Origin of the sequence: Pseudomonas sp. YQ_5 (assembly GCF_043103305.1) — a bacterium.
GTDB classification, from domain to species: domain Bacteria; phylum Pseudomonadota; class Gammaproteobacteria; order Pseudomonadales; family Pseudomonadaceae; genus Aquipseudomonas; species Aquipseudomonas putida_Y.
Map to the genome: position 1 here is coordinate 14,776 of NZ_JBICJS010000033.1, position 23,771 is coordinate 38,546.

Annotated in this window: 20 protein-coding genes; 13 read left to right on the top strand and 7 right to left on the bottom strand. The window is 59.7% G+C overall.

The window, feature by feature from the left end; genetic code table 11:
* Positions 1–29: 29 nt before the first annotated feature.
* From ACF8EA_RS05895 to ACF8EA_RS05910, 4 genes are all read left to right on the top strand, one after another.
* The gene (locus ACF8EA_RS05895) at positions 30–776 is read left to right on the top strand and encodes a molecular chaperone (protein WP_392521274.1); all 747 of its coding nucleotides are present in this window, start codon (positions 30–32) and stop codon (positions 774–776) included.
* An 83-nt stretch (positions 777–859) separates the two neighbouring features.
* A complete protein-coding gene (locus ACF8EA_RS05900) occupies positions 860–3,415 on the top strand; it encodes a fimbria/pilus outer membrane usher protein (protein ID WP_392521275.1) in 2,556 nt (851 codons plus the stop codon).
* 172 nt (positions 3,416–3,587) lie between these two features.
* On the top strand, positions 3,588–4,706 hold the full coding sequence (locus ACF8EA_RS05905) for a nitrilase-related carbon-nitrogen hydrolase (protein WP_319298408.1): 1,119 nt from the start codon (positions 3,588–3,590) through the stop codon (positions 4,704–4,706).
* A gap of 4 nt (positions 4,707–4,710) precedes the next feature.
* On the top strand, positions 4,711–5,751 hold the full coding sequence (locus ACF8EA_RS05910) for an AraC family transcriptional regulator (protein ID WP_028698028.1): 1,041 nt from the start codon (positions 4,711–4,713) through the stop codon (positions 5,749–5,751).
* 427 nt (positions 5,752–6,178) lie between these two features.
* Here the strand turns inward: ACF8EA_RS05910 and ACF8EA_RS05915 are convergent, their stop codons facing one another.
* Positions 6,179–7,060: an alpha/beta fold hydrolase gene (locus ACF8EA_RS05915; protein WP_392521276.1), complete on the bottom strand. Its 882-nt coding sequence runs from the start codon at positions 7,058–7,060 to the stop codon at positions 6,179–6,181.
* Positions 7,061–7,415: 355 nt separating this feature from the next.
* The gene (locus ACF8EA_RS05920) at positions 7,416–8,342 is read right to left on the bottom strand and encodes a LysR family transcriptional regulator (protein WP_392521277.1); all 927 of its coding nucleotides are present in this window, start codon (positions 8,340–8,342) and stop codon (positions 7,416–7,418) included.
* Between the two features lie 166 nt (positions 8,343–8,508).
* On the opposite strand from ACF8EA_RS05920, the gene ACF8EA_RS05925 reads away from it, so the two are divergent.
* The 7 genes from ACF8EA_RS05925 (at position 8,509) to ACF8EA_RS05955 (ending at position 14,964) form a co-directional block, all read left to right on the top strand.
* On the top strand, positions 8,509–9,861 hold the full coding sequence (locus ACF8EA_RS05925; protein ID WP_392521278.1) for a cation:dicarboxylate symporter family transporter: 1,353 nt from the start codon (positions 8,509–8,511) through the stop codon (positions 9,859–9,861).
* 11 nt (positions 9,862–9,872) lie between these two features.
* The gene (locus tag ACF8EA_RS05930) at positions 9,873–10,433 is read left to right on the top strand and encodes a carboxymuconolactone decarboxylase family protein (RefSeq protein ID WP_392521279.1); all 561 of its coding nucleotides are present in this window, start codon (positions 9,873–9,875) and stop codon (positions 10,431–10,433) included.
* A gap of 10 nt (positions 10,434–10,443) precedes the next feature.
* Complete coding sequence (locus ACF8EA_RS05935; protein WP_392521280.1) at positions 10,444–11,262, top strand: SDR family NAD(P)-dependent oxidoreductase; 819 nt, start codon at positions 10,444–10,446, stop codon at positions 11,260–11,262.
* A 56-nt stretch (positions 11,263–11,318) separates the two neighbouring features.
* On the top strand, positions 11,319–12,263 hold the full coding sequence (locus tag ACF8EA_RS05940; RefSeq protein WP_392521281.1) for an amidohydrolase family protein: 945 nt from the start codon (positions 11,319–11,321) through the stop codon (positions 12,261–12,263).
* 36 nt (positions 12,264–12,299) lie between these two features.
* Positions 12,300–13,235, top strand: coding sequence for an SMP-30/gluconolactonase/LRE family protein (locus ACF8EA_RS05945; protein WP_392521282.1), 936 nt, complete (start codon positions 12,300–12,302; stop codon positions 13,233–13,235).
* Positions 13,236–13,383: 148 nt separating this feature from the next.
* Positions 13,384–14,067 (top strand): substrate-binding domain-containing protein, encoded by a 684-nt coding sequence (locus tag ACF8EA_RS05950; protein WP_392521299.1) that lies wholly within the window; start codon positions 13,384–13,386, stop codon positions 14,065–14,067.
* Between the two features lie 3 nt (positions 14,068–14,070).
* Positions 14,071–14,964, top strand: a complete 894-nt coding sequence (locus ACF8EA_RS05955) for an alpha/beta fold hydrolase (protein WP_392521283.1) — start codon at positions 14,071–14,073, stop codon at positions 14,962–14,964.
* A 134-nt stretch (positions 14,965–15,098) separates the two neighbouring features.
* Here the strand turns inward: ACF8EA_RS05955 and ACF8EA_RS05960 are convergent, their stop codons facing one another.
* Positions 15,099–16,022 (bottom strand): carbon-nitrogen hydrolase family protein, encoded by a 924-nt coding sequence (locus tag ACF8EA_RS05960; protein WP_392521284.1) that lies wholly within the window; start codon positions 16,020–16,022, stop codon positions 15,099–15,101.
* Between the two features lie 151 nt (positions 16,023–16,173).
* Here ACF8EA_RS05960 and ACF8EA_RS05965 point away from each other — a divergent pair, with 151 nt between their 5' ends.
* Positions 16,174–17,100, top strand: coding sequence for a LysR substrate-binding domain-containing protein (locus tag ACF8EA_RS05965; protein ID WP_392521300.1), 927 nt, complete (start codon positions 16,174–16,176; stop codon positions 17,098–17,100).
* 122 nt (positions 17,101–17,222) lie between these two features.
* Here the strand turns inward: ACF8EA_RS05965 and ACF8EA_RS05970 are convergent, their stop codons facing one another.
* Positions 17,223–18,125: a LysR family transcriptional regulator gene (locus ACF8EA_RS05970; RefSeq protein WP_392521285.1), complete on the bottom strand. Its 903-nt coding sequence runs from the start codon at positions 18,123–18,125 to the stop codon at positions 17,223–17,225.
* Positions 18,126–18,225: 100 nt separating this feature from the next.
* On the opposite strand from ACF8EA_RS05970, the gene ACF8EA_RS05975 reads away from it, so the two are divergent.
* Positions 18,226–19,335 (top strand): AbrB family transcriptional regulator, encoded by a 1,110-nt coding sequence (locus ACF8EA_RS05975; RefSeq protein WP_392521286.1) that lies wholly within the window; start codon positions 18,226–18,228, stop codon positions 19,333–19,335.
* 9 nt (positions 19,336–19,344) lie between these two features.
* Here the strand turns inward: ACF8EA_RS05975 and ACF8EA_RS05980 are convergent, their stop codons facing one another.
* From ACF8EA_RS05980 to ACF8EA_RS05990, 3 genes are all read right to left on the bottom strand, one after another.
* Positions 19,345–21,429 (bottom strand): 3-hydroxyacyl-CoA dehydrogenase NAD-binding domain-containing protein, encoded by a 2,085-nt coding sequence (locus ACF8EA_RS05980; protein WP_392521287.1) that lies wholly within the window; start codon positions 21,427–21,429, stop codon positions 19,345–19,347.
* 27 nt (positions 21,430–21,456) lie between these two features.
* Positions 21,457–22,710 carry an OprD family porin gene (locus ACF8EA_RS05985; RefSeq protein ID WP_392521288.1) on the bottom strand — a complete coding sequence of 418 codons (1,254 nt, stop codon included), beginning with the start codon at positions 22,708–22,710 and terminating at the stop codon, positions 21,457–21,459.
* 78 nt (positions 22,711–22,788) lie between these two features.
* Positions 22,789–23,742, bottom strand: a complete 954-nt coding sequence (locus ACF8EA_RS05990; protein ID WP_392521289.1) for an ABC transporter substrate-binding protein — start codon at positions 23,740–23,742, stop codon at positions 22,789–22,791.
* Between the last annotated feature and the right edge of the window lie 29 nt (positions 23,743–23,771).

Consider the following 23,771-nt stretch of genomic DNA (forward strand, 5'->3'; position numbering starts at 1 on the left):
CACTTCTTCGCCCCGCAAGGTACCCAACCATGTTGCGTCGTTCTCTGTATCCCGTTCTCGGGTTGCTGGGCATGCTCGTCGCCGCCCAGGCAGCTGCCAGCATCTCCCTGAGCGCTACGCGCGTCGTGTTCGACGGTGCGTACAAAGAAGCCAATGTCATCGTGCGCAATGGCAACCAGGAAGTCCTGGTGCAATCCTGGGTGGATGCCAGCGACAGCGCACAGGCGCCGTTCGCCATTACTCCACCGTTGGCCCGGGTATTGCCCAAGCAGGAACAACTGCTGCGCATTCTCTACGAAGGCCAGGGCCTGCCGACCGATCGCGAGTCGGTGGTCTGGCTCAATGTCCAGGAAATTCCGCAAGCCAGTACCAAGGCCAATACCTTGCAGTTGGCGGTGCGCCAACGTATCAAGATTTTCTTCCGCCCGGCCAACTTGCCCGGCAATGCCCTGCTGGCCCCCGAACAACTGGTCTGGCAATTGACCCAGCGCGCCGGGAAGCCACAACTGACCGTGAACAACCCCAGTCTGTATCACGTGTCGATGGCCGATATCGAACTTAAACGCGGAAAACAAACGGTGCTCAGCGCCGATTCGGCCATGATCGCCCCTGGCGAACAAAAGACATTCACCTCGGCATTATCCCAGATGGACGGCCCGCTGACGCTGACGTTCAAGAGCATCAACGACTATGGCGCCCAACATGGATATTCCTTGCGTTTGAACACTGCCCAGCCGGGTAGCGCCAAGCCTGCCGAACCCGCCATCACCTTGTGAAATCGTAGCCCCCACCTCGTGCCCTGGTCGCGTGCGGCCTCCCCGTGCCCAGCCCGTGCCGGGATATGAAATAGGTTTCTGGTATGTCTCTGTCCATCGCCCCCCACCCCGTCGAGGGAGCCGATGCAGGCGCGCACGCGTTCAGTGGCGGCACGCTTCGTCCGGCCTGGAAGCTCAACGCCCTGTCATTGGTCATCTGCTCCGCGCTGCCCAGCCTTGCAACGGCGCAGGACGCCGCCCACCTGCAGGGTTTCAACACCACCTTTCTACAGGGCGCGCAATCGGCGGTCGACCTGCAAATGCTGCTGTCGGCCAACAGCGTGCTGCCGGGCAACTATCGGGTAGACCTGTACAGCAACGAAGTGCTGGTAGGCCGGCGTGACATCGAATTCAACCGCAACCCACAGACTGGTCGGGTGGAGCCCTGCCTGACCCTGGAACTGCTCGAGCAGTTGGGCATCGACATGGACAAGCTCAAGGCACAGGGGCGCCTGGATACCGCCCTGGCCTGCCACGACCTGGCCGCACTGATCGACCAGGCCAGCCTGAGCTACGACTCGGGTCACCTGCGCCTGTCCGCCAGCATCCCGCAGGTCGCCATGAAACGCGGCCTGCGCGGCTACGTCGACCCACAACTGTGGGACGCAGGGGTGTCTGCAGCGTTCGTGAACTATCAGTTCAACACCAACCGCAGCGCCGGCGATGCCGAGACCCGCATCGCCAACAACCTGAGCCTGCGCAACGGCATCAACCTGGGCAGCTGGCGCTTGCGCAACGAGTCGAACTTCAGCAGCGGCACCGGGCAGCCGGACACCTTCAAGAGCAACCGCAGCTATGTGCAGCACGACCTGACCGCGCTCAAAGGCCAGTTCAGCGCCGGTGACATTTTCAGCGACACCGACCTGTTCGACAGCGTGCGCTATCGGGGCCTGAAGCTGGCTTCGGACGAAGGCATGCGCGCCGACAGCGAGCGCGGCTACGCACCCGTGGTGCGTGGCGTGGCGCAGACCAGCGCCAGGGTCGAGATTCGCCAGAACAACTACGTACTCTACACCGCCAACGTACCGCCCGGCCCGTTCGAGATCAGCGACATCTACCCCAGCGGCTCCAATGGCGACCTGGAAGTCACCATCATCGAGGCCGACGGCCGTCGGCGGGTCACCGTGCAGGCCTTCTCCAGCCTGCCGCTCATGGTCCGTGGCGGTCAGGTCAAGTACAGCCTGTCCGCCGGGCGCTACAACAGCAACACGCAGGGCCTGGCCGCGCCGCAGATGCTCAGTACAACGCTGGCTTACGGCCTGACCAACACCGTGACTGGCGTCGTTGGCCTGCAAGCCACGCAAGACTATAAGGCAATGGCCGTGGGCAGCGGCCTGAACACACTGCTGGGCGCCTTCTCGCTCGATGTCACCCACTCCTCGAGCAAGGCCCAGGGCCAGACCACTCAAGGCAACAGCCTGCGGGCGCTATACGCCAAGACGTTCACCGGCACCGACACCAACTTTACCCTGGCCGCCTACCGCTATTCCACCGAGGGCTTCCGCACCCTCACCCAGCATGTCGAGGACCTGAGCGCCAACGCGATCAAGCGCAGTGGCAACTCCAAGACCCGCACCGACCTGACCATCAACCAGAGCCTGGGCCGCAACCGCGCGTTCGGCAGCCTGTACCTGACGGCCACCGACCAGCGCTACTGGAACCGCGGCGGTTCGCAGAGCCTGACCGCCGGATACAGCAACAACTGGGGCGAGATCTCCTACAACCTCGACGTCAGCCGCACCAAGGAGCTGGGGACCTCAGGCCCTTCGGGGCAAGATACCCAGCTCAACCTGTCGGTGTCGTTCCCGCTAGGCAGCCGCGCCCGCGCACCGCGGGCGTTCGTCACCACCAGTACGCAGAAGGGCAACGACACCACCCAGGCCGGCATCAACGGCTACCTGTCAGAGACCAGCGACACCTTCTACTCGATCCAGGGCGGCCACAGCCGCGCCAGCGGCAGCTCGGCATCGGCCAACCTGAACACCCGCACCTCGGTCGCCGACATCAGCCTGGGCTATAGCCAGGGGCGCGGCTACGACTCGCAGAACCTGAACATTGCCGGCGCCGTGGTAGCCCACCAGGGCGGTATCAACCTCGGCCAGACGCTCAGCGAAACCTTCGCCCTGGCCGAAGTGCCGGGCGTTAAGGGCGCAAAGATCAGCAGCTATAGCGGTGTGGAGACCGGGCGCAATGGCTATGCGGTGATCCCCAACGCCCAGCCCTATCGGGTCAACTGGATCAGCCTGGACACCCGTGACCTGGGGGGCGACATCGAGATCGACAACGCCACCCAGCAACTGGTGCCTCGCCGCGGCGCCGTGGTGCTTGCCCGCTATACCGGCAAGAGCGGGCGTCGGGTGCAGTTCGAGCTGTTCGACGAGCGCGGTCAACTGATACCGTTCGGGGCCTCGGTCGAGGACGCCGCGGGCCAGCAACTGGCAATTTCCGACCCGAGCGGCAAGGCGTTGTTACTACTGGAACAGGACCAGGGCAGCCTGACCATCAAGTGGGGTGAGCGCCAGTGTTCGGCACCTTACAACCTTCCGGAACGGGACAAGGCAGTTAACTATGAACGTCAGCGCCTGGCTTGCCGGCCGTGACACCAGGACTTGTCTGCAGAGAATGCTCATAAGCGCCCGGTAGCTTTGGTATGATCAAACGCGAATCTGCAAGAAGGCAGCGCAACAAGGATTCCGATGCTGATGAATAGGGCCGCACCATGTCCTTGATTTCCTGCATGGCCACTCCACTTTTAGCGAATACCCACGCTTGATGCGAAAACTCCTGGCAAGCGCCCTGGCGCTGGTGATGATCGCCGCCGTCTGCGGCTACGGTTTCTGGACCCAACAGCGCCCGGAAGGCCACTACCTGTCCGACCTGCGCATCGAACTGGCGCTTAACCATGGCGTACCGGGCGAGCACGGCAACCTGCTCGGTGTCGAACCACTGCTGTTCCCAGGCGACTATCAGAACTTGCAACGCTTGCACCGCAAGCTCGCCGCTTATCTGGAGCAAGCCCGTGCCCAGGGGCTGGTGGGGCCGCGCACCGTGGTGGTGCTGCCGGAGCATATCGGTACCTGGCTGTGGGCGCGTGGTGAGAAGAACGAGCTGTACCAGGTCAGCCACAGCCGCGAGGCCCTGCAATGGCTGGAACTGAGCAACCCGCTTCGCTACGGCCTCGCGGTTCTTGGCGCTGAGGGCGACGACTGGCGTGCCGATGCGCACTTGCGCATGAAGGCCGAGCAAATGGCCACAGACTACCAGCAACTGTTTGGCGGCCTGGCAAAGGAATTTGGCGTCACCCTGGTGGCCGGCTCGATCGTGCTGCCCGAACCCTATGTGAAACAGGGCGTGCTGCATGCCGGCCGTGGCCCACTGTTCAACAGCAGTGTGGTGTTTGCCGGCGATGGCTCGCTGCTGGGCGAGCCGCAGCGTCAGCAATATCCCGACAGTGAAATGCGCCGCTACGTCCACGGCGGCCGCCAGCACCCGCTGCAGGTCGTGCAGACCCCGGCCGGGCGCTTGGGGGTGCTGGTAGGCAGCGACAGCTGGTACCCGGACAACCACCGACAACTGACTGAACAAGCCGTACAACTGGTCGCCAACCCGGCGTTTCTCAGTGGCAAGGGCAGCTGGCAAGCACCCTGGCGGGGAAATCGCCACCAGGATGCCAGCGCCGGGCTGGCACTGCAGCGCGGCGAAGTCAGTGAACAGGCGGCCTGGCAACGCCTGACCGAAGTGGCCGGAGCCGGCATCAGCAGCATGAGCGTGTTCATGCGCGGGCAGTTCTGGGAACAGGGCAGCGATGGCCAGGGCTTTGCTCATCAGTCGGGAGCGTTGCTCGCCGCCCCCCCCAGCCCGGGTGCCCGCCTGCTGAATGTGTGGCTGTAAGCCCATGGCCCGCCCCCGCGTGCGTCTGGGCGAACTGTCGGTTGGTTTTGTCCAGCCTTTGAGCGAAGCCCTGCGCGAACTGGGCCACGACCCTGAACCTTTGCTGCGCCGCTACGGCCTGGATGCGACACGGCTGAGCGAGGCCGGCGCACGCCTGTCCATCCCCCGCTACATGCACCTGGGACACGCCGCTATCGAAATGAGCGGTGAGGCCGCTTTAGGTCTGCGCATAGGGCGCCTGAGCCGGTTGGCACATACAGGTCTGGCCGGGGTCACTGCGGCCCAGGCCCCCACTCTCGGCGAGGCCGCGCGCACCCTGCTGCGTTTCGAGCCGCTTTACGCGGCCAACTACCGTGGCCATTCCAGCTTTCAGGAAGATGACCAGGGCGCCTGGCTGCGTTTCTACTCCATCAGCCCATATAACGACTACAACCGCTTTGTGGTCGACTCACTGCTGGCCGGGTGGCTGGCCCAATTGGCCGACCTTGCCGGCACCCCGGTGCAGGCCGAACGCCTGGACATCGAGTTTGCCGCGCCCTCCTATGCCGCGCGCTATCAACCACTCTGCAGCACACCTGTGCAGTTCGCCGCGGACGGCAATCAGCTGCGCCTGAGCCGCGCCACCTTGCAACTGGCCAACCCCGGGCATTGCCCGAGTACCTGGCAGCACCTGTTGCAGCTGTGCGAAGCAGAGTTGCTGCAGCGCACGCGGGTGCGCAGCCTGGGTGAGCGCATTACTCACCTGCTGGGCCCGCTGCTCAATGGCGGCCGTGAACCGGACCTGGAAGAAGTGGCGCTGCACTTGCAACTGCCAAGCTGGACCTTGCGCCGCAAGCTCGCCGAGGAAGGCACGCGTTTTCGCGACCTGCTCAACGAAACCCGGCGCGACCTGGCCGAGACCTACATCCGTGACACGGCGCTGGCCTTTGGCGAGATTGCCTATCTGTTGGGGTTTGCTTCGGCCGAGGCCTTCCAGCGCGCATTCAAGCGCTGGACAGGCCTCACGCCGGGGGAGTTCCGCCGCAGCCAGCGGCAGCCGGGCTAGAGTTCGGTGGCGTCGTCGGCCGGTTCCGGGGTGTCCAGTTCGTAAGCCTGGGTTTCGAGTAGTTCTTCCTGGTATTCATCCATTGCCCTGCGTCCTCTTTGCTCATTTTGCCTTTGTAGGTATCGCCTTCAGCCTAAGCAGGTGGGATGAAGGGATGATGACAAGCTTATGATCCGGTACTTAGGCTCTGTACCATTTCCAGAGTAGACGGTTCTGAGGCGGTGGAGAAAGCAGCACCAGCCCATCATTGAACGCATTCCACCAAACGTGGCAAAGCCAACCGATGTTCAACTATCAGGTACGCCATGCTTCAACTACGCGCTTCGTCAGAAAGTCCGGACTGGCCATCCGCGATGGCCAGAACCTGAAACAGGATAGATGTTCACGTTAAAGTTGTGTGGCCGCTCAGCGAGTCAAGCCGGAGCGCTCAGTCCTTGCTTGCGTAGACCCGGTCGGCAAATCTGGAAATCGCATCAGCCATTTCCTTCGGTCGCTCAGGGGCCAACGCATGGCCCGCGCCGGCAATTACCTGATGTTCAACGCGATCACCCAACATGGATTTGAGGATATCGGGAATTACCACGGCGTCCTTTTCAGCCTGAAGGTCCAGAATGGGCACCGTGTCTCCGGCAGACCAGTAACTTTCAACGGGCGTGGTATCCCGGGCGTGATCCTGAGCCACATGGGTTTTGTCATACCAGCCTGTCAGCCAGGCCCGTGCATCATTACCAGGGGCGAAGAATGCCAGTTCAAGGTACTTGAGACGCTGAGCTTCAGGCAAAGCATAATTCCCCGCCCCCTTGATGGCCTCAACCATCCTGCCGTAGGGCTTCTCCGACGATCCCGGAGGCAACTTGCCAATAGATGCGGCAGCCAATACAACGCCTTTCACAAGATCTGGGCGATCAACCGCCAGGACCCGGGCTGGCTGACTTCCCCAGGCGTGACCGACGACAATTGCAGGCCCGGTGTGCGCTTTGTCCATCACCAGCGCAACATCGGCAGCAAAGTCGTGCAACGTCGGCGTGTTCATGGGAGCCCGGCTCCCATTGACACCCCGCGGCTCAGGCCGAATGACGCGGTAACCATCATCAGCCAAGTAACTGGCTACCTGATCGTAGTCGTGAGCGCCACGGCCCTTGGACGGCAGGATCACGATGGTTTTTCCAGAGCCCTGGACCAACGCCTCAATGTGGACATCGCCCTTGCTGGCAGTCAGGACGGATACGTCATTCCTGGCGTGGGCAAATTGGCTAGCCAAGCAAAAACCTAACAGCGTCAGTGAAGTCGCAAAGTATGTAGAACGCATGGTCTATACCTCTTGTTTTTATCTGAGATGCGGAGGCTGATACCTTCCTCGCTGACAGCAGACTATGCATTTAACAAACCTTGACAAATACCGTGTATCGATAGCTACTCATGAATATTGAGCATGGCTCTTTTTCAGCACGCCTTGACGGTGAAATACCCGTTCAGGCACTAGGCTCTGTACGAAAAGTCTTGAGACGCAGGTCAGGCAAGGCGAAAACAGCCGAGGAAGCGGAGTGTACTGGAGTACATGAGCATTCCGAGGCTGTTTTCAACGCAGCATGAACAAGTATCAAGGCTTTTCGTACAGAGCCTAGAGGTCTGATACCGAGCGTGCACAGGTACGAACACGTCCTTCACTGCGCCAGCCAGTGGGTTGCCTCTTTCCAGGCACCCGCCGTAACCAATTCCTCCAGGGCCTCTAGCAAGATTTTTTCATAGCTCAAGGCCAGACGAGAGCTGCGTCGCTCGCGTAGTCTGGTCAAGGAGACGGTTGAACGGATACCAGGCCTTTCAATTGCATGACCTACCAACGCACGACTGTTCATGTCGTCCTGAACAGCCGCATGCGCGAGAATCGAGTAGCCAAGCCCCTCAGCGACCAGCCGCTTGGTCAGGCTAACGCTATCAACCTCAAGCACGACATTCAGGCGAACCGCATTTTGCGCGGCGACCTGCTCCACCAGGCGACGGTTGCTATGCGGCAAACCTGGCAAAATCAAAGGAAAATCGCCAAGCGCAGTCAGGCGAACGTTACGCGGAACCTCGCCGGGTGGGCCAACCAGCACCATCCGTTCGCTGAACAATGGCCGTACATCAAATGCCTCGACCAACGGTTGGTTGTAAACAACCGCCACATCGATGCGGCCCTCCAGCAACCATTCCTGAAGCGATGTGCTGAGGCCCTCGAGCGCGTGCAGCGACGCCTTTGGCCATCGTTCCTTGAATTTCCGAATCAGTTGAGGGCCGACAATCGATCCAATCGCCGGGGGTAGGCCTATCGCCAGATGCCCCCGCTCCTCGTCCGCGGTATGGCGCACATGGTCTGCAGTGTCTTCCATATAGCGCAGCATGACCTCTGCGCGCTCCAGCAAACGAGAGCCTGCTGCCGTCAGTTCCACACCTCTCCCATGCCGAGTGAAAAGCTCGACCTGCAGTTGCTCCTCCAGCTTTGCAATCTGTCGACTGAGCGCCGGCTGGGCGATGAATAACTCCCTCGCAGCACGGCTGAATCCGCCGCATTGGGCAACCTTGACGAAGGAACGAAGCTCACGGATATCCATCTACCACCCCATGCTTAACTGGCATAGCTTTTTATCAAAATAAGGTTTTTGCACCGGTTACGCCAGATCTCTATGCTCACATCCAATAGCTATGCCAGTGGAATTGGCCATCCCGGCATGCGAACCACAAGAACAATGACGCCCATTCCGTGGGCGAGGAATTACCATGAACCAGTTGAAGAAACTCCACGTACAAGTGCTGATAGCACTTGTCGCTGCCGTCATCCTCGGTTTCGCCGCCCCCACATGGGCCACTGCCATGAAACCGCTCGGCCAAGCCTTCATCGCCCTTTTGAAAATGATGCTGGCTCCCATCGTCTTCGTGACGCTGGTGCATGGCCTCACCCACGTTCAAGACATGCGTAAGCTCGGCCGACTTGGGGTGAAATCGCTTCTCTATTTCGAGGTCGTCAGCACCATCGCGATGCTCGTAGGCTTCGTATTGGTGAACGTCATCGAGCCAGGCGTAGGTCTGCATGCAACCGGGATGAATGAGTCCTCGGCCGCCATCAAGGCAACAGCCGCAGCAGGTGAAGTCTCGGTCATCACCTATCTGCTCAGCTTGATCCCGCACACCCTTGTAGATGCCTTCGCCAAAGGCGACATCATCCAGGTCCTGCTGATCTCAGTCCTGGCCGGTATCGCTATCAATCGTACGTGCGGTCCTGAGTCCGTAGCCGTGCGTGCAATTGACGAGGCTCAAACCATCCTCTTCAAGATGCTCAGCTTCATCATGAAGCTGGCCCCCCTTGGCGCATTCGGCGCAATGGCCGCCGCTATCGGTAGCTACGGTGGCGACACCCTGCTCTATCTTCTCAAGCTCATCGCCGTCTACTACGCCGCCTCGCTCCTGTTCGTATTCGGTGTGCTCGGCACCATCAGCTGGTCGGTTGGCTTGCCATTCATGACCGTGCTGCGGTTGATCCGCGACGAGATTCTGCTCGTCTTCGGTACTGCGTCCGGCGAGGTCGCCTTCCCGCGCCTTATCGAGAAACTGAAGCGCACAGGCTGTGATGAAGTCGTCGTTGGTTTCGTACTACCGGCCGGCTACAGCTTCAACCTGGACGGCACCGCCATCTACATGGCGATCGCCATCGGTTTCATTGCACAGGCAACGGACACGCCGTTCTCGCTGTGGCAACAAGCCGGCCTGCTGGCAATTCTTAGTATTACCTCCAAAGGCGGTACCACCGTCGCAGGTGGTGCGTTCATCAAGCTGGCTGCCACCCTGCAATCCGTTCAGACCCTGCCCCTTAGCGGCCTGGGCCTTCTTTTCGGTATCGATCGAATCATGGCCACCGCCACCGCACTGACCAACATCGTCGGCAACACGATCGCCGTATTCGCCATTGCCCGCTGGGAAGGCGCGTTTGACCCAGAGGCATTCGAACGTGAAACGGGTCGTGCACCTGGCCGCAGCCTGCTGCGCCCATCGGATGTCAGTGCAGCTCAAGTCGTGGCGCCGGATACCGCCTCCAAGGGCCAGTCTCACGCTCAATCGCAAACTCAGCACTCGTAACAGGAATGGCCATGAATCGCTTGCCTCCCATCGATCCGCAACAACTGAATGATGCACAGCGCGTTGTCTTCGACCGCATTGCAAACGGTCCAAGGAAAGGCGTACGTGGCCCGCTGGCCATCTGGCTCCATCGGCCAGAACTGGCTGAGTGCGCCCAGGCGCTTGGACGCTACTGCCGCTATGACAGCTGCCTGGAGCCACGCCTTTCCGAATTGGCGATCCTGCTGATGGGACGTCACTGGCTTGCGGAATATGAGTGGGCGGCACACAAGCCCTTCGCCCTCGAAGCAGGGCTGACACTGGAGATCATCGACGCAATCCGCGACGGTGAAGAACCGAACTTCAACAAAGCCGATGAAGCATTGGTGTATCGCTTCATTCGTGAGCTCCACGATAGCCGCAGTGTTAGCGACGGCCTCTACAAAGAGTTCACCGAGCTGCTGGGCAACGATGCCGCCGTGGATCTCGTTGGCATTGCCGGCTACTACACGCTTATTTCCATGACCATCAAGGTATTCGAAGTGCCGCCACCGGCTGGCGTTGCGCCCGAACTGCCTACCACGTTGAATTGAGGATTACCCCATGACTGAAGTTATTCCAACCAGCGATCGCTTGAAAGGCAAGGTCGCGATTGTCACCGGCGCAGGTTGTGTGGGTGCCGGCTGGGGTAATGGCCGTGCTGTAGCTGTACTGTTTGCCCTTGCCGGTGCCAAGGTTTTCGCAGTCGATCGCGACCTCGGGGCCATGGAGGAAACACTGGGCCGGATTCGTGAAGCCGGTGGTGACGTCACCCCGTATGCCTGCGACGTCACTGACAGCGCGGCAGTGGCTGCCATGGTAGAGGCGTGTACGAAAGCCTACGGCACTGTCGATATCCTGGTGAACAACGTCGGCGGCTCGGCTGCGGGTGGTGCAGTAGCGCTGCCAGAGGACAAGTTCGACGCTCAGATCGCCCTGAATCTCAAAAGTGTGTATCTGACCTGCAAACACGTTATCCCGGTGATGGAAGCTCAAGGCAGCGGTTCGATCATCAACACTGCTTCGACTTCGGGTATCCGCTTCACCGGTTCTGCGCAAGTTGCCTACGCCGCGAGCAAAGCCGGTGTCATCCAGCTGGGCCGTGTGACGGCTGTTGAGTACGCGCCAAAAGGAATTCGCGTCAACACCGTGGTACCCGGGCAGCTTCACACCCCTATGGTCGAGGTCCGTCTCGCAGGGCAGCGTACCGGCGGTGACGTAAACAAACTGCTCGACTCCCGCTTGGCTCGCATCCCACTGGGCTTCATGGGCGATGGTCGTGATACCGCTTACGCAGCACTGTACCTGGCCAGTGATGAGTCGCGTTTCGTGACAGGTACCGAAATCGTCGTCGACGGCGGCATGACCGTCCGCTGCGGCTGATTCAAAAGGGGCCGGCCAGGCCCCCGTCCTCCGACAAACAACAAGAGCAAGTCAGCATGGACGATCAACTCCACGTTCAGGCGTCGCGCCGCCTGTTCATCAAGCAAACAGCGATCGCTGCCGCAGGTATCCCCCTGCTCGGCGGAGCAATCGGCCAGACAATTGGAGCCACCGTGTCCAGTCCAATCACTGCGTCCGGGATGTGGGATTGCCACACCCATATTTACGGCCCCTGGGATCGTTTCCCGCTTCCAGCCAACGCCGCATACACCCCGGAACCCGCCCCCTTTTCCGATCTCCTGGCATTGCATCAACGCTTGGGCATCGAGCATGGCGTCCTGGTTCAAGCTGCGCCTTATGGTACTGATCACACCGCTATCCTGGCCGCAATCGCTGAAAGCGGCGGGCGCTACCGCGGCGTCGGTCTGATCGACGAAACCACCACCGATGCGCAACTCCAAGTTCTGCACGACGGCGGGCTACGTGGCATCCGTTTCAATCTGATGGGACACTTGCCCGGTGCACGGGACCCTCAAAAACTGCGGCAGCTCGCCGAGCAGATTGCTCCATTCGGGTGGCATGTGCTGGTACACGGAGAGCTGCGCAACTTGCTGCCGTTCCTGGACCAGTGGAAGGACCTGAAGACACCACTGGTCATTGACCACATGGCACGCCCAGACTTCACGAACCCCCTCGATCGAGAGGCGCTTGCTGCTCTGAAGACGCATCTTGGGCATTCGGACCGCTGGATCAAACTTTCCGGCATCGATCGCGCGATGCAGGGCCAGCCTGGCCCATGGCCGCAAGCATTGGATTACGTTCGGGAGTTTCTCGAATTCGCTCCCGAGCGGGCGATTTGGGGGTCTGACTGGCCGCATCCAAACATCAAGGGTGCTCCTCCGGATGACCGTCAACTGCTCGACTTCCTTCAACAGGTATGCGACAGCCAGACGCTGAGGCAGGCCGTACTGGTCGACAACCCGGCCCGCTTGTACCGCTAAGCATTCCCCGCCTGAACACACTGACGGAAACGAACAATGGACGATAGAGATTGGCGTCCAAGCACCCGTGTGCCAGATCCGGCCGTACGGGAGCTTGAACCACGTTTTGCCCATTACCGCCTTACCCACGCAAAGGTAGAACGCCTGGGTGGCGGAATGCGATGGGCCGAGGGGCCGGCCTGGTTCGCAGATGGCCGGTACGTGCTCCTCACAGACCTGCCCAACGACCGCATCATGCGGTGGGATGAGGCCACGGGTGTCATGGGAGTGTTTCGCCAACCGGCCAACCAGGCCAATGGCATGACACGTGATCGGCAAGGCCGTCTCCTCGTATGTGAACACGGTGGACGACGTGTCACGCGCACGGAATACGACGGCTGCATCACTGTTCTGGCGAGCCACTTCGATGGTAAACCGCTCAACTCCCCGAACGACATCGTGGTGAAGTCGGATGACAGCATCTGGTTCACCGACCCGCCCTTCGGTTTGGTCAGCGATTACATGGGGCGTCAGGGCGAAGCAGAGCTGCCGGCTAACGTGTACTGCCTGACCCCGGACGGAACGCTTCACTGCGTTGCAGAAGATGTTGAAGGCCCCAATGGGCTCGCGTTCTCGCCTGACGAGAAGACCCTCTACCTGGTCGAGTCAAGAGCTCGTCCACGCCGCATCGTTGCGTACAGCGTCGATGATCAGCACCAGCTCAGCGAGCGCAGAGCGCTCATCGATGCAGGCACTGGCCTGCCGGACGGGATACGCGTCGACGTCGATGGAAACCTGTGGTGTGGCTGGGGCGCCCCTGAACCAGGCCTGGATGGCGTCCGAGTTTTCGCGCCTGACGGTACTCCCATTGGACACATCGATCTGCCTGAGCGATGCGCCAACCTCTGCTTTGGTGGCCCGCGGCGTAATCGCCTGCTAATGGCCTCCACAACCTCGTTGTACTCGCTGTTCGTCAACACTCGCGGCGCCTGAAGGGCGCCCTTCCGAAGGTAGCTATATGAAAAAAACAAGATCTGCTCCGCTATTGCTCTCGACTGGCCTAGCAAGCCTTCTGACCCTTTCTGCCGGCGTTGAGGCATCCGAACTCAAGATAATCGCGAGCGGCGCGTTGAAAGGGGCTATGGCCCACTTGCAACCGGCGTACGAAAAAGCCAGTGGCAACACACTCAGTATCAGCTGGGGACCTTCGTTGGGAGACTCCCCTGACTCCATACCGCAGAGAATCAGGCACAAGGAACCTATGGACCTGGCCATCATGGCCAGCGAGACCCTGGACCTGCTTGGCCCGACCGGGGCTTTCGACATGGCAACTCGCAAGGAAATCGCTGACTCCCGAATCGGCGTAGGCGTGCCAAAAGGCCATCCACATCTGGATGTGTCCACGGTACCAGCCCTGCGTGCCGCGCTGCTGAGCTCGGACAAGATCGCATATTCCCAAGGCACCAGCGGTGTCTACATCCGCACAGAGCTGTTTGCACGCTTGGGCATCACCGATCTCGTCAAGCACAAAACCGTTGAAATCCAGGGCAAAGAACTGGTGGGCACTGCGCTTGCCCGTGGCGAAGCGGATATCGGCATGCAGCAGATCAGCGAACTGAAGGTGACCCCTGGTGTGGATTACCTGGGCCCCCTCCCCGAAGAAGTGCAGAAGGTCAGCCGCTTCCATGCAGCCGTGGCCAGCACCACCGACAACGCCAAAGTTGCACGTGAGTTCATCGCGTACCTCAAAAGCACCGAAGCGCACACGTTGCTTGAGGAAAGCGGTCTAGAGCCTGCCCACATCCAAACTGCCCAAGGAAAATAAAAAATGAAAACGCTATCTCGCTTCATCATGGGTACATCCCTGACACTGGCAGCGTCTTTCGCGACAGCTAGTACTCCTGCCGCAATACATGCGGTGCAGCAGGAAATCGTGCGTTACGACAATGTGCAAATCGAGGTCAACGCCCAAGGCAAAGGACCGATCATCGTGATGCTTCCCTCGCTGGGGCGCTCGGGTCGTGACTATGACCAGGTGGCAAATTACCTGCAGCAAGATGGCTTCAGGGTCGTCCGCCCGGAACCACGCGGTATCGGCCAAAGCAAAGGCCCGATGGACAGGTTGTCCATCCATGACTTTGCCCGAGATATCGCGGCAGTGGTCGAACACGAGAAACAAGGCCCTGTGGTGGTCGTAGGCCACGCCTGGGGCAACTTCCCGGCTCGGCAACTGGCGGCCGACAGGCCCGACCTAGTGCGTGGCGTGGTGCTCGCAGCCGCCTCTGCAGGCAAGGTCCCACCAGGGTCGACAGAGAAACCCATCAACGCTGAAATGCGCCAGGCCATCGATGGCGCCGGTGACATGTCCCTCTCCGAAGAACAGCGCTTGGTCTATCTGCGCAAAGCCTTCTTCGCCCCAGGCAACGACCCACGGGTATGGCTCGGCGGGTGGCACGACAAAACCCATGACGCTCAGTCCCACGCTCGCAATACCACCCCGGTAGACGACTACTTCGCCGCCGGCAAGGCTCCGATCCTGGACCTGCAGGGTGAGTCCGACACAGTTGCCCCACGCCGGTTCTCGGGCGTGCTGCACAGCATGCTGGGCGATCGGGTTCAGGTTGTGGTGCTCAAGAACGCAGGGCATGCGATGGCACCTGAGCAACCCAAGGCTATGGCCGACGCCATTGCGAGTTTTGCCAAAGCCCAGTACGCGCATTGATGGAAACCAGGACGGGAGCCGCTAAGCGCCCGTCCTGGTCTACACATACAGGTTTCACTGACCCTGTCCGACCGACGACGTCACGGTACCTGCGTGAAGTCATTCAAAGTCCGGCGCAGGTTGCGAAAACCTCTTCATTTTGAAAAGTTAACACCGGGCTTGGCGCGCTCATCGACGCTTAACGAAAAGACATCAGGCCGCGAATAATGGCCAACCACATCGAAATCGTAGCGAGCACGCACCAGCTCATCGATGTCGATATCTGCAGTCAGCAACCCTTCTTCCCCGCGCAGCGGACCCGCCAGCACATCACCCAGCGGCCCAACGATGACACTATTGCCCTGAATCAGCGGACGTTCCGGATCCCAGGCTGGTACCTCGATACCCAGTTCGCGTGGCGATTTCTGCACCTGGCAGGCACTGACCAGAAACATCCGCCCCTCATGAGCGATATGTCGCATGCTGGCCAGCCAGACGTCACGTTCATCGACTGTCGGTGCGCACCATACTTGTACGCCTTTTGCGTACATCGCAGTGCGTAACAGCGGCATGTGGTTCTCCCAGCAGATCGCTGTGCCGAGCTTGCCTGCTGGCGAATCGACCACAGGCAAGGTCGAGCCGTCACCCTGCCCCCAGATGAGTCGCTCGGTACCCGTTGGCATCAGCTTGCGGTGCTTGCCGATAAGTCCACCATCGGGCGAAAAAAACAGTGCGCTGCAGAAAAGTGTATTGCCGGAACGTTCGATCACTCCGACAACCAGATGCGCCCCCGTCCGTTCGGACAAGGCAGCGAGCTCTTCCGTCTCAGCACCGGGCACATCGATGGCATTCTCGAAATATGCCTGGAATGTCTCGCGCCCCTCCGGCAGGCGATATCCCAGGAAAGTGCCGAATGTCTGTCCTTTCGGGTAACCGCCAAGAATCGCCTCGGGCAATACGACCAGTTTCGCCCCGCTCGACCTTATCGCTTCCTCGTAGCCTAGGATGGATTTCAAGGTCTCGGACTTTCCGAGTGGATGGGAACCTATTTGCAGCGCCGCAACGGTCGTACGGGACATGGTGAGATCTCGTGTGGGTTGACTGACTGCCATGTTCAATCTCATGCCGTTATTGAGCAACATTGCGCAGCCAGGATCTGATATTAATGGAATTCATATCGCACGAAGATTGCGTGTCGTTGCCTCTTTGCCTGAAAAGGTCCTCTCATTCATGAACAAGCTGGACATCGCCTCCATGGACCTCAACCTCTTCAAGGTTTTCGAAGCGTTGTATGAAGAAGGCGGTGCAGGCCGCGCCGCCATTCGGCTAGGTCTCACCCAGTCAGCTGTGAGCGCTGCGCTGTCCAGGCTAAGAGTGGTGTTCAGCGACCACTTGTTCGAGCGAACAGGGCGCGGCCTCAGACCCACTGCAAAAAGCGAAGAATTGCGCCCTATCGTAGCCGCCGCCCTGGACAAATGTCGGCAAGGTTTGATGCTGGCACTCCATGACCATAAGGCTATCTATGGGCGCACCATTGCACTGGGCATGTCGGATGACTTCGAACTGGCAATTGGCAGGCTGTTGATCAACAAAGTGAGCGAGGAAGCGCCTGGCATCCGCCTGGTGTTCAAGCAAACCCACAGCTTGCTGACAAGCGACGCGTTGATGAACCGGCAGTTTGACCTGGCCTTGACGTCGGGAGCCGTTGCGTCGAAAACGCTGGGGCGTCTGGCGCTTGCGACGGGTGATTACACTTGCCTTATGGCATCCCATGCTGTCAGCACTGAGCTGACACCCGAGGTTTACCTTGAAAAGCGCCACATTCTGGTTTCTTCGGGGGGCTATGTTGGCGTGGTTGACGAAGTGCTGGCGGCACAGTCACAGCATCGCACGGTCGAGGCCTCAACGACCCATTTCGCTGCACTCCCTGCGCTGTTGCAACACAGTGACTGCGTAGCGACCTTGCCGACGCATGCTGCCAAGGCATTGGCAAGTTTCAGCAGCGTCGAATGCCACCCTTGCCCGATCAGCTTACCGCGCTACTCCATAGAGTTGGGATGGCGAATTGATAATGCTCGAGATCCTGCGATTCGCCTGGTCATAACCTTGATTCGCGACGTCATTGCCCAATTGCCTGGCGTCGTGATCGCGGGCTGACCCAACGGGCAGCGCCGCATCAGAGCTCTGCATACGTAATAGGGTCGGCGCAGCCAATCGACGTGCCCGCCGCTGTCGAAGAGCGCTTCGCCAGTGGAAATGAGCCGCTTCCCCCATCGGCATCAGGCTTCGGAGAAAAACCGCTTCCCGTCTGTCTTCAGCAAATCAACCATCAACCGTACAGCCGGTGCCAGATAGCCCTCCGCTCGCACGGATACCGCAACGGTCCGGGTCATCGTGGTCTCTTGAACAGGGACTTCTCGCAAGGCGGATTGCCAACGTCCAGACACCAATGTTTCCCTGGCCAGGAAACTTAGCAATTGCGTTTTGGCAATCAGTCTCGGCAGCAGGGATACAGCGTTCGCTTCGATCTGGACTGTAGGAGCAGGTAACTCATGTGACCTGAAGGCCTCGTCGATCCAGCGCCTGGACGCCACGGCCTCGCCGGGCAAAACCCAGCGGTACTGGCTAAGAGCGGCGATGTTGATGACAGACGAAAAGATAGGGTGGTCTGCGCTGGCCACGACTACCGCCTCATCCTGAAGTATAGGGAACGTGAGCAAATGAGGATCGCCTGCACTCAAAGGGCAGATGATTGCATCCAGCCGTCCAGAGCTCAGAAACTCCCTGAGCATGTCATCCTGACCTATCGAGAGTTTCAATCGCAGCTCCGGTGCACGCTCCAGCAAAAAGGAGGCCAGCTGTGGCAGGAGATGTTCGGCCATGCTTGCGGAACAGCCCAACCGTATGGTCCCGATCTGCCCGTTGGCAAAATCTCGTATCTCTCTTTCGGTCTGCGCGATGCTCAGCTGTAACTCACGCCCACGCTTCAGCAGGAGGTCGCCCACCTCGGTGAGTTTGATTCTTCTACCGTCCCGCCTGAAGAGCTGCGCGCCCAAAGCTTCTTCGAGACGTTGAATGCTCTTGCTGAGCGCCGGCTGACTCTTGTGCAACAGCTCCGCTGCTTTACCGAGATGGCCCGTTCGGGCAATGGTCTCGAAGTAAGTGAGGTCCCTAAGATCCATGATTCATAACTCTCGGTAATCGGTTCATCAAAAACAGCAAATGGACCGCGTCTGGTGGCCCCTCGGATAATTGCCAGGCACAGCATCCGAGGACTCTCAAGTGCCAAAACCCTCTTCAATCTCCAAGCCTTCCCTGCTGCAGTGGCTTTGCGTGGTTCTCGCAGCCGGCGCTGCCGGGCAGTTACTCCATTACCTGCACGTTCCCGCAGGCTTGTTTCTCGGCCCCATGCTAGCGGGTATCGCCTGCGGCCTACTGGGGGTGACCATCCGCGTTCATCGTCATGCGTTTCGTTTCGGCCAAGGATGCGTAGGCGTGCTGGTCGCACATTCGATGACCTGGCCAGTCATTCAGACACTCGCTCAATCCTGGCACCAGATGCTGGGCGTTACCGCCCTGACATTGGCCATGAGCGCACTGGTAGGTTTGGGAGCTATCCGGTTCAGTGGTCTGTCCAAAGCAACAGCAACGTGGGGAACAGCACCCGGTGCTGCATCTGCGATGGTGGCGATGTCGGAAGATTATGGCGCTGATGCACGTGTGGTAGCGACCATGCAGTACGTCCGGGTGGTTTGCGTGGTAATGGTCGGAGCATTTGTGAGCCATCTTCTGGGGGCACATACGCCCTCCTCGGGAGCCGCCAATATGGGCCCGGCAGGAAGCCTGACTGACCTGGCGTTGAGCCTCGGCGTCATTTTGGTCGGTGTCGCAGCCGGAACACGGCTGCCAGCGGGCGCACTGCTGGTGCCACTCATGCTTGGGGGTGGTCTGCAGCTTGCAGGTGCAATGACCATTGATCTTCCGGGCTGGATCTTCAGCCTGGGCTACGGTTTGATCGGTTGCTACATCGGCCTCAGATTTGACCAACGAACCGTCGCGTACGTCTGGCGGCAGATACCAGCGATGGTCCTCAGCTCTATCGCACTGATTTTGCTGTGTGCCGGCTCCGCCTGGTGTCTCGCGAAGCTTATGGGCATTGATTTCCTCTCGATGTATCTCGCGACAAGCCCGGGTGGCCTTGACGCGATGGCGATCCTCGCTGTCGAAACGCACGCAGACACGGGCTTCGTGCTCGCCAGCCAAACGCTGCGACTGTTTTCCGTGGTCTTGATAAGCATGGTCATCGCGCGGCCGGCATTGAGGGCCGCGCCTCCAGTCCCGACAGAAAAAGAAGGTCAGCCGAAGTCGTGGTCATCAGCCGACCCAAAGTGAATCGCAGCCTCAGGTTTCGCTGAGGGAGACGCCGTTCTTCGCTCTGGCCTGGAGCAAAGCGCAGACATGCAACTCCCGATCTGGATGTTCGATAGACCATTGCTCAAGAGTTTCGCTTATTCGCGCCAGCCCGACCTGGTCTGCGTGGTAAAGAAGCCCGCCGCGATAGCGCGGGAATCCATAGCCATGAATCCAGACCAGATCGATGTCATTTGGGCTATCGACAATGCCTTGTTCCAACATGTGCGCAGCTTCGTTGATCATCACGAACAAACACCGCTGCAGGATCTCATCGTCCGAGACGACACGAGGCTCCAGCCCCCTTGCATGCCGGTGTTCAACGAGCATTTTTGCAACGAAAGGATCAGGACACCCCTTGCGCTGACCCTCTTCGTATCGGTAATAACCCGCCCCGGTTTTCTGGCCGAGACGGCCTGCTTCGTGCAGTTGCTCAATCAGATTGCAACTACGCTCAGCCTGCCCGAGGTGCGCCCCCCGGCCTTTCCTGTTCAGCCAAGCGATGTCAACGCCAGCCAAATCACGGAGCTCGAACGGGCCGATAGGGAAGCCGAAGCCACGCAGCACTCGGTCGACATCCTCTGGCGATGCGCCTTCCTCGAGCAAGAATGTCGCTTCGCGCTCACGGACGGCCAACAACCGATTCCCGACGAAGCCATAACAGTTTCCAACCGCAACCGCAGTCTTGCCCAACCGGCCACCCAGTTGCAGCACGGTAGCCAGCACATCCGGTTGCAGGTGGGCGGTTTTCACGACCTCGAGCAGTTTCATAATGTGAGCGGGACTGAAGAAATGCATCCCGATAACGTCACCTGGACGATCAGTGACCCCAGCAATCGCTTCGACATCGAGGTACGACGTGTTGGTGGCCAGAATCGCCCCAGGCTTGGCAAAACGATCGAGCTGTCGGAAAACGTCTTGCTTGACAGACAGGTCTTCAAAAACTGCCTCGATGATCAGATCCGCATCCACGACCTGCTCAAGGCTTCCTTCGTAACGGATAAGGCCGGCACGCTCAGCCGCCTGTTCCGGGGAGAGGTGGCCTTTCTCCAGCGCACAGGCATAGTAGCGCTCGATCGTCGCCCGCCCACGATCAAGTGCCGGGGGCTGAGTGTCGATCAGCAGTGTTTTGATGCCCGCGTTGGCCAGACACTGCGCGATGCCGCTGCCCATTGTGCCCGCCCCGATCACCGCAGCCGAACCGACGGTGCGTACCGGGGCTTGTTTGGCCAACGCGCGGCGGCGCGAGGCAAGATCACGCTCGGCGAAGAACACGTGCCTCAAGGCACGCGCCTGAGCGCTTTGACGTCGCGAGATAAACAGCTCCCGCTCCAGCGCCATGCCCTCATCGAAGGGCACCTGCCAAGCTGCTTGCAGTGCCTGGAGCGCAAGAGGTGGTGCTTCCTGCCCAGCGACCTTGCGAAGAATCGCCTGCGACCTTCGCTGGATAATATTGGGATCGAATGCAGCCACGCTCTGCTCACCAGAGCGCGGTATGGGCTGCCCGACAATCTCTTTGGCGAATTCAAAAGCAGATCCGAACACGAACGAGCGACCCAGGCGATCCAGCAATCCGACCGCCAATGCTTGTTCAACACTGATCTGCTCCCCGCCCACCACCATATCGACGGCCACCTGCATTCCGCACAAGCGTGGCAGGCGTTGCGTTCCCCCGGCACCAGGGATCAAGCCCAGACTGACTTCGGGTAGCCCAAACTGAGTGCCTGGCGCTGCGATGCGGTAATGGCAGGCAAGCGCAAGCTCCAGCCCACCACCCAGGACCGAACCATGCATCGCAGCGATGACAGGCTTGGGCGAGCGTTCGATTGCCGCCAGTACGTCCGGCAGGTGGGGCGCCTGCAACGGCAGGTCAAACTCCTTGATATCGGCACCGGCGATGAAGGTACGTCCTTCACACAAGATGACTATTGCCTGGATAGCAGCGTCACTCGACGCCTGCTCGAATCGCGCCAGTACCTGCGCACGGACCTCACGAGAGAGGGCATTGACTGGCGGGTTGTTGATGATGATCAAACCGACATCACCTTCGCGTTGAAACGCTACGAGGGAGTTCATCGTTTCTCTCCTGGTGAAGGACATTGATTACAGAAGCGACAGTGGATAGCTGACTATCACCCGCACATCATCGGCATCCCGAGCGAAGTCAGCGCGGTAGGTAGCGCTGCGCAGACGCATGCTCAGGCCCTTCAGCGATCCACTCTGCAACACGTACTGCAACTCAACGTCGAGTTCACGTTCGCGGTCCGAACCCGAATCCACACCGCGTACATCAGCCTGACTGCCTTTCAGGTAACGAGCCATGAAGGTCAACCCAGGAATCCCCACGCTCGTAAGGTCGAAGTCGTAGCGAGCTTGCCACGAGCGCTCGTCCTTCTCGGCAAAGTCGCCAATCTGAACGAAGTTCACCAGGTAGGGGTCGGTGCCATCCACATATGGGAATGCCGAGTCACCCGACATTTTCTGGTAGCCGAGACCAAAGGAGTGGCCACGCAGTTTGTAGGTACCCATGACACTGAGCGCACGGTTGTCGATAGGGCCACCGCGGGCTTGTCCCTCATCGTCGCTATCGAAGAAGCGCACATCGCTTGTGAAAGAGCCCCACTCGCCCTTTCTGCGATCGGTCAGTCCGTAGAATCGCTGGGTGTAGACGTCTTCGAGGACCGCGTACTGAGCCAACAGATCTGTTGCATCGCCAGCGTGGTACCTCACCCCCATCAGGTCGAAATCACCGCCATCAAGAGGACCGCTGAACCGACGGTTCTTGTTGTTCAGTGCCAGCCCTGTCGAACCGGATTGATCGCGATAAACAGTGTCCTGGATCTTCGCCCCGGTAAGCTCCAGAGCTTTCCATTCGTTGATCTGTATCTGGGCACCATCAAACGTCTGGGGCAGAAGGCGTCCATTGTTGGAGGCCAAGGTCGGCCATTTTGGAATCAACGTCCCGACCCGAAGCTCGCTGTCCGATACCTTGACCTTGAGGGTACCGCCGGCCTTGGAATAATTGTCAGGTACATCCCCATCATCCTGGACCGGCAACAAACCAGTGCCCGACCGACCCGGCCCTGAGTCCAGTTTGATGCCGAGCATGCCTATCGCGTCGAAGCCGAAACCTACAACTCCAGGCGTGTAGCCAGACTCATAGCGCAGGATGAAACCTTGTGCCCATTCCTGGCGCTTGGATTGACCCGCGCCTTCACGAAAATCTCGGCTCATGTAGAAGTTACGCAGCTCCATCGAAGCTTTGCTGTCCTCAAAGAACCCCTGCGCGCCCGCAAGCGGCAGATACACGGCAAAGCCAACCCCTGCCGCGCAGAGCGGCATACTTTTGATCATCATTACTACTTACCTATGAAGTGACGGGCGCAGCAGCAATCCATGGCCACCACGTCGATCAGGCAGGAGGTCGCAAAGGGTTTAGCGCACCTGGGTCAGGTAGTCGTGAGCTTTACCTGGAATTTTCTCTTTCTGGATTTCGCCCAGGAACTTGATGGCGCGTTCGACCTCTTCATCTGTCAAATAAGGGGTTTGCGGGAACGACTTACGGTTGTTTTCCCACGCGGCTGCGTACACTTGATCGTTGACCCCTTCAAAGCGACTGCGGACAGTCTTCATCGCTTCTTGTGGCTGGTCATTGATGAGCTTCGTGGCGTCGCCAAGTGCTGCCAGGAAGGCTTTAACGGTGTCCTGATGCTCGTTTGCCCACTGCCGGCGAGCACTGAGGGCAATCGACGGATAGCCATCAAGCTCCGGTACCATGCCTGCAGACATGTCGAGCAGCGTGTAGCCTTTATGGTCGATTACGGCGCTGTCTGACGCTGGCGATGAAAGAGCAAAACCGTCGATCTTGTCCTGCCCGAAGGCTGCCAACATGGCGGCGCCGTTGTTCAAATACAGCAGGGTGAAATCCTTCTCCGCATTCAGGCCGGCTTCCTGGCCCAGGAAACGCACCAGAAAATCAGCGCTGCCACCTGCCCCGCTGACCGCCAGGCGCAGCCCCTTGAACGCGGCCAGGCGTTGTTCAACGGTGGAATCGGCCGTCAGGCCGAGACGATCAGCCAGGTCCTTGTGAATGACCACGTTGCTTGCGTACTGGCCGACCATACGCCCCAGCAAGGTGATATCCGCTCCTTTTACTTTGGCATTGATTGCGTTCTGTGTCGCACAAGAACAGAACTCCACCGAACGGCTGGCAAGGCCAGAGGCCGCTGCGCCACCGCCTTTGAATTTCACCAGCTCGACGTCGAGCCCGTGCTTTTCGAACAGGCCGCCGTCCAGAGCCACAAACAGGGGCATGTGAACGAACCCCTCTGTACCCAGAGCAACTTTAACGGTTTCGGCAGCCTGCGCGTAAAAGCTGGTTGCACTCATGGCAACGCTCAACCCCAGCGCAGAGATCA